At 63.3% G+C, this 12,688-nt stretch carries 14 protein-coding genes; 11 read left to right on the top strand and 3 right to left on the bottom strand.

Annotated elements, in window-relative coordinates; translation table 11 throughout:
- Positions 1–228: 228 nt before the first annotated feature.
- Positions 229–1,038, bottom strand: a complete 810-nt coding sequence (locus tag PMM47T1_RS24190; protein ID WP_008373963.1) for a gamma-glutamyl-gamma-aminobutyrate hydrolase family protein — start codon at positions 1,036–1,038, stop codon at positions 229–231.
- A gap of 539 nt (positions 1,039–1,577) precedes the next feature.
- Here PMM47T1_RS24190 and PMM47T1_RS24185 point away from each other — a divergent pair.
- The 4 genes from PMM47T1_RS24185 (at position 1,578) to PMM47T1_RS24170 (ending at position 5,030) form a co-directional block, all read left to right on the top strand.
- A complete protein-coding gene (locus PMM47T1_RS24185) occupies positions 1,578–2,783 on the top strand; it encodes a sugar transporter (RefSeq protein WP_008373961.1) in 1,206 nt (401 codons plus the stop codon).
- Between the two features lie 75 nt (positions 2,784–2,858).
- Positions 2,859–3,227 (top strand): SMI1/KNR4 family protein, encoded by a 369-nt coding sequence (locus tag PMM47T1_RS24180; protein ID WP_008373960.1) that lies wholly within the window; start codon positions 2,859–2,861, stop codon positions 3,225–3,227.
- 95 nt (positions 3,228–3,322) lie between these two features.
- Complete coding sequence (locus PMM47T1_RS24175) at positions 3,323–3,715, top strand: tautomerase family protein (protein WP_008373958.1); 393 nt, start codon at positions 3,323–3,325, stop codon at positions 3,713–3,715.
- 28 nt (positions 3,716–3,743) lie between these two features.
- Positions 3,744–5,030, top strand: coding sequence for an MFS transporter (locus PMM47T1_RS24170; protein WP_008373957.1), 1,287 nt, complete (start codon positions 3,744–3,746; stop codon positions 5,028–5,030).
- A 20-nt stretch (positions 5,031–5,050) separates the two neighbouring features.
- On the opposite strand, the gene PMM47T1_RS24165 is transcribed toward PMM47T1_RS24170, so the two are convergent.
- On the bottom strand, positions 5,051–6,028 hold the full coding sequence (locus PMM47T1_RS24165) for a zinc-binding dehydrogenase (RefSeq protein ID WP_008373956.1): 978 nt from the start codon (positions 6,026–6,028) through the stop codon (positions 5,051–5,053).
- 158 nt (positions 6,029–6,186) lie between these two features.
- On the opposite strand from PMM47T1_RS24165, the gene PMM47T1_RS24160 reads away from it, so the two are divergent.
- From PMM47T1_RS24160 to PMM47T1_RS24150, 3 genes are all read left to right on the top strand, one after another.
- Entirely contained in the window at positions 6,187–6,495 is a 309-nt protein-coding gene (locus tag PMM47T1_RS24160; RefSeq protein WP_008373955.1) for a signal peptidase II, read from the top strand.
- A gap of 100 nt (positions 6,496–6,595) precedes the next feature.
- Positions 6,596–7,381 carry a sulfite exporter TauE/SafE family protein gene (locus tag PMM47T1_RS24155; protein WP_008373952.1) on the top strand — a complete coding sequence of 262 codons (786 nt, stop codon included), beginning with the start codon at positions 6,596–6,598 and terminating at the stop codon, positions 7,379–7,381.
- Positions 7,382–7,613: 232 nt separating this feature from the next.
- Positions 7,614–8,504 carry a bestrophin family protein gene (locus tag PMM47T1_RS24150; protein WP_008373950.1) on the top strand — a complete coding sequence of 297 codons (891 nt, stop codon included), beginning with the start codon at positions 7,614–7,616 and terminating at the stop codon, positions 8,502–8,504.
- 27 nt (positions 8,505–8,531) lie between these two features.
- On the opposite strand, the gene PMM47T1_RS24145 is transcribed toward PMM47T1_RS24150, so the two are convergent.
- Positions 8,532–9,314, bottom strand: a complete 783-nt coding sequence (locus PMM47T1_RS24145; protein ID WP_008373948.1) for a transporter substrate-binding domain-containing protein — start codon at positions 9,312–9,314, stop codon at positions 8,532–8,534.
- A 152-nt stretch (positions 9,315–9,466) separates the two neighbouring features.
- Between PMM47T1_RS24145 and PMM47T1_RS24140 the strand changes: the two genes are divergently transcribed.
- The 4 genes from PMM47T1_RS24140 to PMM47T1_RS24125 all read left to right on the top strand — a co-directional run bounded on the left by PMM47T1_RS24140 (position 9,467) and on the right by PMM47T1_RS24125 (position 12,679).
- Positions 9,467–9,682 (top strand): hypothetical protein, encoded by a 216-nt coding sequence (locus tag PMM47T1_RS24140; protein ID WP_008373947.1) that lies wholly within the window; start codon positions 9,467–9,469, stop codon positions 9,680–9,682.
- Between the two features lie 149 nt (positions 9,683–9,831).
- Positions 9,832–10,764, top strand: a complete 933-nt coding sequence (folE2, locus tag PMM47T1_RS24135) for a GTP cyclohydrolase FolE2 (RefSeq protein WP_085989385.1) — start codon at positions 9,832–9,834, stop codon at positions 10,762–10,764.
- Positions 10,765–11,060: 296 nt separating this feature from the next.
- Positions 11,061–11,810 carry a zinc ABC transporter ATP-binding protein AztA gene (gene aztA, locus PMM47T1_RS24130; RefSeq protein WP_008373943.1) on the top strand — a complete coding sequence of 250 codons (750 nt, stop codon included), beginning with the start codon at positions 11,061–11,063 and terminating at the stop codon, positions 11,808–11,810.
- On the top strand, positions 11,810–12,679 hold the full coding sequence (locus PMM47T1_RS24125) for a metal ABC transporter permease (RefSeq protein ID WP_008373941.1): 870 nt from the start codon (positions 11,810–11,812) through the stop codon (positions 12,677–12,679). The genes aztA and PMM47T1_RS24125 overlap by 1 nt, the downstream gene beginning before the upstream one ends.
- Positions 12,680–12,688: the final 9 nt, after the last annotated feature.

Genomic DNA, 12,688 nt, shown 5'->3' with positions numbered 1-12,688 from the left:
CGCGGCTTGCGCCTGCTACAGATGTAACCGCTGCCGGGAGGCTGGGGCGATCTTTAAAAAAAAAGCCCGGCGCGAGGGCCGGGCAGGAGGTAAGGGGAGTGCGGCACTGTGTGCCGCAAACCCGTAGCAGCGGCCGCCAGGTCGCGTCAGACCCTACTGTGGCGCGTCTGGTACCGCGCGGCGCTCATGAGGCGGCCGGGCAGCCGCTGCTACGGGGTTGTGCTCGTGTTACGCGGCGCTGCCATAGGCGCCGGCCTTCTTTTGCACCTGGCGACGGCATGCCTGGCCGAAGGCTTCGAAGATTTTCACCGAATCGGGGTTTTTCGCCGCCTGCCATTCCGGGTGCCATTGCACGGCGAACAGGAACGGCGACAGGCTTGGCCCGTGAATCGCCTCGACCAGGCCGTCTTCGGCGTGGGCGATGGCTTCCAGGCCCTTGCCCAGCTTCTTCAGGCCCTGGCCATGCAACGAGTTGACCTGGATCGAGTCATTGCCCAGCAAGGTGCGCAACCAGCTGTTGGCCGCAACCTTGACGCTGTGGGCCGGTGCGTACTGCACCTGCACCGGGTCTTCGCTGTTTTCGCGATGGTCATTGAAGCCAGGCTCGGCGTAGACCTTCTGGTAGATGTCGCCGCCCAGGGCCACGTTGATCTCCTGCATGCCGCGGCAAACGCCGAAGATCGGCAGGCCACGGGCAATGGCAGCACGCACCAGCGGCAGGTCGAACAGGTCGCGGTCGCGGTCTTGGGACTTGCCGGGGGTCTGGTTTTCCTGGCCGTACAGCGCCGGGTCGATGTTGCTGCCGGCACCGGTCAGGTACACGCCATCGGCCATGTCCAGGTATTGCTCCAGGTCGTCGGTACCACAGCAAGTGGGCACCAGCACCGGTACGCAGCCGGCATGGTCGACGATGGGAACAATGTATTTGTGGGTCATGACCTGATAGTCGTGCCCTTTGCGCTCCTGGGCACCCATGGACATGAGGACAACGGGTTTGCGGAATTTTTGTTTGTTATTGCCAATGTTGCTGTTGGACATATATCACCTTGGGACAGGCACGGCCTATCGTTTTTGTGCAGGCGCGGCCCGATCAAGCGGGTGCTACCTGAGGTTCCGAGCACTGCCGGCAGTGCGACAAGGGGTCCACGCCGGTCGGTAACCTGCCTCATAGCCTGCCAGAACTGTTTATTATGTCAAACACTTCCCGGCTTTATATGTGCAAAATATTTTTCGCCATGAGGCTTGAAAGCCCTTGTAATTTGCCTTTCAGCCCATTTTTTTGGTTTTTTGTTGTAAGTTTGGAAATAATAAAAGGGTCTGAGTGTTCAGGATAATGGAATGCTCGCCCCCGCGCGCCACAGGTCGCACCAGTCGTCAGCGGCCGCTCAACCTCGGGCTTGGGCGGTTGTGAGCGCACCCATCCAGGCGTAGAATGGCGGCCATCTGGCTTTACCTCCAATACCCATAAGAATCCGACCGAACGCTCTGCCCGGGCTACTTAATGTCCGGGCAGGGCGTTCGTGCGTGGTTTTTTCGCAAGTGACGTCTTTATCCAGCAGAGGCAATGACTGCAACTCATGAACATCACCGATACCCGCAACGGCAGTTGGCTGAGCGTGATCGCCCTGGCGCTGGCCGCCTTTATCTTCAACACCACCGAGTTCGTGCCGGTGGGGTTGCTCAGCGCCATTGGCGGCAGCTTCCAGATGACCCCGGCGCAGGTGGGCCTGATGCTCACCGTGTACGCCTGGGTGGTGTCGCTGATGTCGCTGCCGATGATGCTGCTGACGCGCAACATCGAGCGGCGCAAGCTGTTGATGTTCGTGTTCGCCATGTTCATTGTCAGCCATGTGCTGTCCAGCGTGGCGCCCAGCTTTGCGGTGTTGTTGGTGAGCCGCATCGGCATCGCCGTGGCGCACGCGGTGTTCTGGTCCATTACCGCTTCCCTGGCCGTGCGCGTGGCGCCGGCCGGCAAGCAGGTGCAGGCGCTGGGCCTGCTGGCTACCGGTACCTCGCTGGCCATGGTGCTGGGCATTCCGCTGGGCCGCGTAGTGGGTGAGTGGCTGGGCTGGCGTACCACCTTCCTGGCCATTGCCGGGGTGTCGGCGGTGACCGTGCTGATCCTGGCGCGCTCGCTGCCGCTGCTGCCCAGCCAGAACTCCGGTTCGCTGCAGAGCCTGCCCATCATTTTCAAGCGCCCGGCGCTGATGTCGCTGTACCTGTTGACGGCGGTAGTGGTTACCGCGCAGTTCACCGCCTACAGCTACATCGAACCCTTTGCCCAGGCTGTGGCGCACCTGAGCGGCGAGATGACCACCTTGCTGTTGCTGCTGTTCGGTGGCGCCGGCATCATCGGCTCCATTGTTTTCAGCCTGTTCAACAACCGCTTTCCGCGCGGCCTGCTGATCGCCTCCATCGGCGCGCTGGCGCTGTGCCTGGCGTTGCTGTTGCCGCTGGCAGGGCATGCCGCGGGGCTGGGCAGCATGAGCGTGGTGTGGGGCATGTCGATCATGTGCTTCGGCCTGATTCTGCAGGCCCGGGTACTGGCGCTGGCGCCTGACGCCACCGACGTGGCCATGGCCCTGCATTCGGGCATCTACAACGTCGGCATCGGCGGCGGTGCGCTGCTGGGCAGTGTGGTCAGCAGCCACATGGGCGTGGCCAACGTGGGCGTGGTCGGCGGTGTGCTGGCCCTGGCCGGGCTGGTGTGGTGCGCCATCATTACGCTGCGCTACGGCCGCCCGCAAACCGTCGAGGCCATCCTGCACCCTCGCCAGGCCTGACCCAAAGCGGTTTCCACCAGGCCGTCATCCGTGCTTTAGTGTCCTCACGCCACCGGCGTCCGAGGACACTTGCCTATGCGTCATGACCCGTTTCGTATACCCACCGATGCCGAGATCGATGCCGCCGAGCAACGTCTGGGCATGGATTTCCCCCCAGCCTACAGGGCCTTTCTCAAGGGTGGCAGCGATGTCGCCAACGCCTCATTCGAGCCTGCCGTGGTGTTGCCAGGCTCCGCCGACCTTGACCTGATCGATATTGCCACGGCGGCCTGGAAGCACCAGGGCGTGCCCCGCGACCTGCTGCCTTTTATCGAAGACAACGGTGATTATTTCTGCCTCAATGCCCGTGGCCAGGTGCTGTACTGGTCGCGCCAGGGGCCGCCGCAACCGCGGTGGTCCAGCCTCAAGGTGTGGCATGAACAGGTGTGCCTGGCCACCGGTTGAAGCCTGGCGCTTGCCGGCTTTGCACACATGTTGTAAAACAGTGACTGTATAAAGGTTGTTCATCATCTATTTTGACAATAAAAGGATTAACCGCCATGCCGCTCGTACGCATCGACGTCGCCCAGGACATGCCCACCGACACCCTCAAGGCCATCAGCGACGTGGTCTACGAGGCCATGACCAGTACCGCGAACGTGCCGGCCAATGACAAGTTCCAGATCATCAGCCGCCATGCCCGCGACGAACTGGTGTACCCCGCCGAGGGCTATTTGGGCGTAACCTACAGCCCGCAGATCGTGTTTATCCAGGTCACCTGGAACACCGGGCGCAGTACCGCGGTGAAGAAGGCGTTCTACCAGGCGGTGGCCTCCGGCATTCATGCTCGCACCGGGCTGCGCAAGGAAGACGTGTGGATCAGCCTGGTGGAGGTCAACCGCGAGGACTGGTCTTTCGGCAACGGTGACATGCAGTACGTGCCTACCCTCTGACTGCCACCGGCCTGTGCAAGGATTGACCATGTTTTCCACCTTTGTCGCCACCCGCCTGGCAACGCGCAACGTCCACTATGGCTGGGTCGTGGCCGCCGTGACCTTCTTGACCATGCTAGTGATGGCGGGCGCCATGGGCGCGCCGGGGGTGTTCATTGTGCCCCTGGAACGCGAGTTTGGCTGGAGCAGTGCGCAGATCTCTTCGGCGCTGGCCATTCGCTTTGCCTTGTTCGGGCTGATGGGGCCGTTTGCCGCGGCGTTCATGAACTACTTCGGCCTGCGTCGGGTGGTACTGGTGGCGCTGGCCGTGGTGCTGGGCGGGTTGATCGGTTCGATGTTCATGACCCAGTTCTGGCAACTGGTGCTGTTGTGGGGCGTGGTGATTGGCCTGGGCACCGGGCTGACCGCCATGGTGCTCGGCGCCACAGTGGCCACGCGCTGGTTCAACCAGCGTCGGGGCCTGGTGGTGGGGCTGCTGTCGGCCAGCACCGCCACCGGCCAACTGGTGTTCATGCCCTTGCTCGCCTCGCTTACCGAGCACCATGGCTGGCGCATTGGCCTGTCGTTCATATGCTGCGCCATGGCCGTGGCTGCTGTGGCGGTGGTGGCGCTGTTGCGCGACCGCCCGGCTGACATGGAATTGCCACCCTACGGTGAGGCCGCCGTGGCGGCGACTCCCGCCGGTGCCACCAGCCTGCTGAACATGCTGCTCAGCCCCTGGCGAGTATTGCGCGACGTCAGTGGCAGCTGGACGTTCTGGGTGCTGTTTCTGACCTTCTTTGTGTGTGGTGCCAGCACCAACGGCCTGGTGCAGACCCACTTCATCAGCCTGTGCGGCGACTACGGCCTGGTGGCCACCAGTGCCGCGGGCATCCTGGCGATGATGGGCATTTGCGACTTCTTCGGCACCGTGGGTTCAGGCTGGCTGTCAGACCGTTTCGACAACCGCTGGCTGCTGTTCTGCTACTACGGCCTGCGCGGTATTGCCCTGATGATTCTGCCGTTCACCGACTTCACCGTGTGGGGCCTGTCGCTGTTCGCCGTGCTGTATGGCCTGGACTGGATCGCCACGGTGCCGCCCACAGTGAAGCTGGTGGCGCAGACGTTCGGTAGCGAGCGCGCCAATATCGTCTTCGGCTGGGTGTTCGCCGGCCACCAGTTGGGCGCAGCCTTCGCAGCCTATGGTGCTGGGCTGACCCGCACGCTGATGGCCAGCTACATCCCGGCGTTTTTCGTGGCCGGGATGCTGTGCGTGCTGGCGTCGTTGATTGCCTTGTCGATTCCACTGCGGCTCAGGCCGGCGCGCGCCGCCTAGCCGTTGCCTCTGGCCTGGCCTCAGGGGCGCAGCAGCACCTTGCCCTTGCGGCCCGGTTGCAGGCTGGCGGCCGCCGCCAGGTGAGCATCGGCCAGGTCGAAGATGGCTTCTACCGGCAGTTTCAGTTCGCCCGTGGCGGCCAGGCGCAGCAGCTCGCCGATCAGTCGACGTTTCTCGTCCACCGACAGCGAGGCGCCCACGGTGCTGCCCCAGAAGCCCTTGACAGTGACCTGTTTGAAAATCAGGTCGCCGGAGGAAATCTGCATGGGCTCGCCGGTCATCGAACCGAACGACACCAGCAGCCCGTTCTCGCCCAGCAGGCCCAGCAGGTCGCCTGCTGCGGTGCCGCCCACCGAGTCCACGGCCGCGCGGATGGGGGCGTCGCCGACGATGGCACGCACCTTGTCCTGCCAGCCTGGTTGTGCCGTGGAGACGGCGTTGCCGACACCCAGCTCAGCCAGCTCACCGATGCCGGCATCACGGCGCACCAGGTTGATGGTGTGAATGCCGCGCGCCGCAGCGAGCATTGCCAGGGTCTTGCCTACGGCGCCGTTGGCGGTGTTCTGTACGACGAAATCGCCACGTTGCACCTGCAGGAACTCAAGCAGCATCAGTGCGCTGAGGGGCATGGCAATCAACTGCGCCGCGGCCTCGTCGGCAATGGCCTCTGGCAGCGGCACCAGCAGTTTGGCCGGCGCCAGAAAGTATTCGGCCCAGGTGCCATGGGCAGCGGCGACGGCGAAGCGCTGGCCCAGGGCAACGCCTTCCACGCCTTCGCCCAGGGCATCGACCACGCCCACCGCTTCACTGCCGCCAATGGCTGGCAGGGTCGGCTTGTAGCCATAGTTGCCGCGCACGGTCCACAGGTCATGGTTGTGGATCGGGGCCAACAGAGTCTTGATCCGCACCTGGCCAGGGCCTGGCTCGGGCATCGGGCTGTCGCCCAGGCAAAGAACCTCGGATGGTTCGCCAAAGGTGGGGTGCAGGGCGCTGCGCATGTGAATCTCCTTGGGGGGGCGTGTGGATGCCACGGTGGGGGAGAGAGTATGTGCTTCACGGCGTAATGCAAGCCGCCGCGCCCATGGCATTCAGCCAACGTCCTGTCGCCGCAACTGTCTTGTGAAATTGATGGGCCTTCCTCAGCGTGGGGGCGGGCTTGCCGCCGCTGGTCAAACAGCTGATCTTCATTCTTGCCGTGGCGGTGGTGGTGTGGGCGGGGTATTGGGCGCTCAGGCACTGGGCGGCTTTACCGCACAAGGCCTTTGCCCTGTACGCCATCGCCCTGGGCGACGTGGGCAACCTGATCGACCGGGTGTTCCGTGACGGGCATGTGGTGGGCTACCTCATTGTCAACGTCGGCGCCCTGCACACTGGGGTGTTCAATATCGCCGATATCGCCATCACGGCCGGGGCGATGGTGCTGGCCTGGGACCTGTTTGCCAAGGCGGACGGCAAACCGGCGTGAAATAAATTCAGTTATAACTATAGTCAATAACGTTCTAAACGGTCATAACGGAAGCCGCTATGCTGCCCGCCAGTTTTTGCGCGTGATTTAAGGCTCAGCAATGGATGTCGGTAATTTCGGTTTTGTGATCGCAGGGCTTATCGTGGGTTTTGTCGTGGGCATGACCGGCGTCGGCGGCGGTTCGCTGATGACCCCGATACTGCTGTGGTTCGGTATCAACCCCGCGACTGCCGTGGGCACCGACCTGCTGTACGCGGCCATCACCAAATCCGGTGGTGTGCTGGTGCATCGCAAGAACAAGAACATCGATTGGGGTGTGACGGGCTGGCTGACCCTGGGCAGTGTGCCCGCGGTGGCGCTGACCCTGTGGTTTCTGAAAAGCTTCGACACCAACCCCAAAGCCTTGAACGGGTTCATCACCCAAGCGCTGGGTTACGTGCTGCTGTTGACCTCGGCGGCGGTGCTGTTCAAGCACAAGCTGCTGGCGTTCGCCCACCGCCGCAGTGGCGGCACCTCGCTGTTTACCGGCACGCGCCTGAATGTGCTGACAGTGATCACCGGCCTGGTGCTGGGCACCATGGTGGCGCTGACCTCCATTGGCGCGGGCGCCCTGGGCACCGTGGCGCTGTTCATCCTCTACCCGCTGCTGCCCACCCGGCGCCTGGTAGGCACCGAGATTGCCCACGCCGTGCCCCTGACTCTGGTGGCGGGCCTGGGGCATGCCAGCATGGGCAACATGAACTGGGAACTGCTGGGCTTTCTGCTGATGGGCTCGCTGCCCGGCATCTACCTGGGCAGCCAGTTGACCGGGCGCATTCCCGACGCGGTGTTGCGCCCATGCCTGGCGCTGATGCTGCTGTCCATCGGCTACAAGCTGGCGTTTTAGGGGCTGTGTGAAATGTATACCAGCGAAGCGCTGCAAATAACCGCTTGCAAAGGGCTCCAGGCTAGCCTTGCGTGGTGGGTCTGGCGCTGCCGGGGCGGCGGAGCGGGCCTGGCCCTGGTACACGGGCTGAGAAACAGGGCAAGGTGCAACAACATGTGTACTTGACGAACCTTGGCCGGCAGCGGGCGTCCCACAGGTGTATCGATTCATCCGCCACCTGAGGTCACCGCTTTTGAGAGACGCCATCGTCAAGAAATACCGCCTCATCATCAAGACCCTCGGGTACGTGGGCTGGGCGCTGTTCTGGTTGCTGATCTGGGACATCGTGGTCACGGTGGACTTCATGCTGTACCTCAACAGCAAGGTCACCTTGCCGCTGATGCCGTTGACCCTGCTGGGCTCGGCGCTGGTGGTGCTGATCAGTTTTCGCAATAGCAGCGCCTACAACCGTTGGTGGGAAGCCCGCACCCTGTGGGGCGGGCTGGTGAACAGCTCGCGCAGTTTCGCCCGCCAGGTGCTGACCCTGGTGGACGATGCCAACGGTGACAGTAACCCGGTCAAGGCCATGCTGTTGCGCCGCCACGTGGCCTATGTCTATAGCCTGGCGGCGGCGCTCAAGGGCGCGCCTTGCCCGGCGCAGTTGTGCGAGTTTGTGCGGGCCGAGGCATTCGAGCGGCGCGGTTCCTCGAACAACTTTGCCAACGACATTCTCAATGGCTCGGCCAACCTGTTGGCCCGCGAATACAAGGCCGGGCGCCTGGACAGCATCCGCCTGGCGCGACTGGAGTCCACCCTGGTGGACCTGTCCAACAGCCAGGGCGGCCTGGAGCGCATTGGCAACACGCCGCTGCCATACCCTTACGTGTACTTCCCCAGGCTGTTCATTTCGCTGTTCTGCCTGATTGTACCGGTGGGCCTGGTGGAGTCGCTGGAGTGGTACACGCCGCTGGCCTCAACCGTGGTGGGTTTCATGCTGCTGGCCATCGAACGCATTGGCACTGATTTGCAGAGCCCGTTCAAGCCCAGCGAACATCAGATCAAGATGGACGCCATTTGCGAGACCATCGAGAAAAACCTCGAATCCATGCAGCGCGATGCCCAGCAGGGTGTGTTGATTGATTGAGGTGGGTGAGCAGGGGCTGTGTGGGAGTCAGGGCGCTGGTGTGGCGATCCACTGCGCCTGCGCCTGCTGGTACGCGCCGGTCACTTTGCTCAGGTGCAGCCACTGGTCCACGAACAATTTCCAGGTCATGTCGCCCTGGGGCAGCAGGTAGGCCTTCTCGCCATATTGCAGGTAACGCGTAGGGTTCACCGCGCACAGCCCCGGTTGCAGCTTTTGGTGGTACAGCGCTTCGGAGGCGTCGGTGATCATCACGTCGGCCTTGTGCTGGCGCAACTCATCGAAGATCGTCACGTTGTCGTGCAGGCTGAGCCGGGCCTTGGGCAGGTAGGCGTGCACGAACGCTTCGTTGGTGCCGCCGGCCGGCTCGACAACGCGCACCTCGGGGCGGTTGATCTGTTCCACCGTCTGGTAGTTGGCCTGGTCTTCGCAACGCACCAGCGGCACCTTGCCGTCCACGTCCAGGGTACTGCTGAAGAAGGCGTGCTTCTGCCGTTCAAGGGTCACCGAAATGCCGCCCACGGCCAGGTCACAGTGGCCGGCGAGGAAGTCCGGCATCAGGGTTTTCCAGGTGGTGGGTACCCAGTTCAGCTTGACTCCCAGGCTCTGGGCCAGTGACTGCGCCAGGGTAATGTCGATGCCTTCGTAGCTGCCGTCGGCTTTCTTGAACGTGTAGGGCTTGTAGTCGCCGGTGGTGCAAACATTCAACTGGCCGCGTTGCTGCACCCGTTCCAGGTGCGATGGTAGGGCGTCGGCCAGAGCGAGGCTGGGTAGCAGGGTAGCCAGCAGGCAAGGGAGGTGCAGAAGCTTCATGGGCTGCTCTCTTGTTGTCGGGAGGTGCACGGATAAAACCACAGCCCCAGGGCAAATGCACCGGCACAGGCGTCTGTCGGGTTAAATCGCTGAAATCAAACCGAAACATTGTTGTCCTACAGTCCACGCCAAGATTGAATAGGACCTGTGATGTGAACCGACCAGCAAGACACCTGCGCAAAACCCTCGACGCCGTGGCGGCCAACAATCAGTCGGCGGCACTGGACGTGATGCGCGCCGCAGACCAGCTGGGCGACGAAGTATTGCGCCAGCGCCTGCTGGGTGTGATCCACCGCCTGAACCAGGATGCCGAAGAGCTGCGCCTGGCCCGTGATGAAGTGCAAGGCGACCATTTCAAGCGTGCCTGAGCATCAGCAATCGTGCGATGCCCTGAGCGCCTGACGCTGTTCAAATCCTGCTCAGGGCGGTAGAGGTGTTACGGCAATTAACGGTCAGTGGTGTCATTAATTGAAATGTTATACTGTAGCATTTCAATGTCTTTTTAATGGATACCGCGATGCCTCTTGGTTTCCCGCTCCCCGACGTCGCCCTCACCGATTCTCCCTCCGCCCACGGTCCGCTGGACTGGGTGGGTATGCAGCACATCGATGTGCCGCTTCAGCTCGCCGAGCCCGGTTGCCTGCCCAGCGTGGCCAGCCGTGCCAGCGTGCAGGTGGACCTGCCCGAACCCGCCATCAAGGGCATCCATATGTCGCGCCTGTATCGGTTGCTCGACACCCTGGCCTCTGGTCCGGTCAAGCCCCGTGGCCTCGCGCGATTGCTGGCGAAGATGATCGAGAGCCACGCCGATTGCCATTCACGGCACGCGCGCGTGCAACTGGATTTCAACCTGCTGTGCCGTCGCCCTGCCTTGGTGACCGTCGAGCTCAGCGGCTGGAAGTGTTACCCGGTGCAAGTGCTTGCCCAGCGTCAGGACGGCCGTTTGACCATCAAGGCCCAAGTGGACGTGGGGTACTCCTCCACCTGCCCCTGCTCGGCAGCGTTGTCGCGCCAGGTGGTGGCGCAGGCATTTGACCAACGGTTTGTCGATCAGGAGTCCGTTGCCCGTGATGACGTCATGGCTTGGCTGCTGGAACACGCCAGTGCCGCCACCCCCCACAGCCAGCGCAGCACGGCGCGAATCGCATTCAGCCTCGACCCGCAGGCTGACACCCTGGGCCTGATGGCCCTGATCGAGCGCGCCGAGGCGGCACTGGGTACACCGTTGCAGACCGCGGTGAAACGCGCCGACGAACAGGCCTTCGCCCAGCTCAATGGCCAGCACCTGATGTACGTGGAGGATGCGGCGCGCACGCTAATGCGGGCGTTGCAACCGCAGTATCCTGGGGTGCAGGTGTTCGTCAGCCATGGTGAAAGCCTGCATCCCCATGACGCGGTGGCATGGGCGGGGCCAGCGCAGTCAGGCCATGGCGCGTTCCAACCGATGTAGCTGCCGCAGGCTAGGTCTTGCAACGCGGTGTGCCAGGCATGGCGCGGCGGCTGTGACGCGGCGTGTGCCGCGACAGCAACTGGCGCCTTGAAGAATCGCTTTAATCAGAACGCTGGACAGTCGATGGAGTTGTAATGTTATAGTGTAACAAATCCTGTCGAGTCATCTGTCTTGAAATCTCAACTCCCTTCGCTCGGCCCTTCCATGCTGGCCCGGTCCGCCCCCCAGCGCGTGGCCATGGCGCTGTTGCTGCTGGCCTTGCTGTGGGCCGCCGTGGTCTGGGCGGTGGCCATTCCATGAGCGCCGCCATTACCCTGGAAAACCTGACCGTGACCTACGAGCGCCGCGCGGCGGTGCACCATCTCAGCGGTTGCTTTGCCGGCGGCAGCCTGACCGCCGTGGTGGGCCCCAATGGCGCCGGCAAGTCGACGCTGATCAAAGCCATCGTCGGTGTGATGAAGCCGGCCCACGGCCGGGTCCGGCTGGGCGGGCTCAGTGCCCGCGCTATCGGCTATCTGCCCCAGGCGGCGGAGATCGACCGCAGTTTTCCCATCAGCGTCGCCGACACCGTGGCCATGGGCGCCTGGCGCCATATCGGTGCCTGGCGCGCACTCACCCGCGACCACGCCCAGTGCACCCGCCAGGCGCTGATTGCCGTGGGGCTGGAGGGCTTCGAGGAACGCAGCGTCGGCTCCTTGTCGTCCGGGCAGATGCAGCGGGTGCTGTTCGCGCGGCTGCTGGTGCAGGACGCGCAGTTGATCGTGCTGGACGAACCCTTCACCGCCATCGACGCACGCACCACCCAAGACCTGCTGCGCCTGGTGCGCACCTGGCATGGTCAGGGGCGCACGGTCATTGCCGTGCTGCACGACCTTGAACAGGTGCGCGAGCACTTCCCGAACACCTTGTTGCTGGCCCGTGAGTCCATCGCCTGGGGCGCCACGGCCGAGGTGCTGTGCAGCGCCAATTTGCGCCAGGCACGCAACATGGCCGAGTGCTGGAGCGCCGACAGCCCGTTGTGCCAGGCGGGCGGGGAGGGGCGTTGATGGTCCTCTATAGCGCGTTGGTGCAGCCTTTCGTGGAGTTCGGCTTCATGCGTCGAGCCCTGGTGGCGTGCCTGGCCCTGGGCATCGGCTCGGGGCCGGTGGGTGTGCTGCTGATGTTGCGGCGCATGAGCCTGGTGGGTGATGCCATGAGCCATGCGGTGCTGCCGGGCGCGGCGCTGGGCTTTCTGGTAGCCGGCCTGTCGCTGCCGGCCATGGGCCTGGGTGGCTTGATCGCCGGGCTCACAGTGGCCTTGCTGGCAGGACTGGTCAGCCGCCTTACCAGTCTCAAGGAGGACGCCAGTTTTGCCAGCTTCTACCTGACCTCGCTGGCCGCGGGGGTGATGATCGTGTCCCTGCACGGCTCCAATATCGACCTGCTGCATGTGCTGTTCGGCACCATCCTGGCCATTGATGACCAAGCCATTTACATGGTCGCCGGCATTGCCTCGTTCACGCTGGTGCTGCTGGCATTGATCTTCCGGCCGCTGGTGCTGGAGTGCTTCGACCCCGGTTTCCTGCGTGCCGTGGGCGGACGTGGATCGCTGTTCCACGTGCTGTTTTTGCTGCTGGTGGTGCTCAACCTGGTATCGGGCTTCCAGGCACTGGGCACGCTGATGGCGGTGGGCATGATGATGCTGCCAGCCACCGCCGCGCGGTTCTGGGCCACGTCGCTGACGGCATTGATGCTGATCTCGACCCTGCTGGCAACGCTGTCGGGGTTGATTGGACTGATCGTCTCTTATCACCTGGGCGTGGCTTCCGGCCCCGCTATCGTGCTGACCGCCAGTGCGTTCTACGGCGTGTCATTGCTGTTTGGGCGAAGCGGCATGCTGCGCCGGCTTTTCCCTCAACCTCACCTGTCAAATTAAAGGATCACC

This window comes from Pseudomonas sp. M47T1 (assembly GCF_000263855.1).
GTDB lineage: Bacteria > Pseudomonadota > Gammaproteobacteria > Pseudomonadales > Pseudomonadaceae > Aquipseudomonas.
The sequence above is the reverse complement of the archived record's forward strand: the minus strand, read 5'-3'. Positions and strand labels throughout refer to the sequence as shown.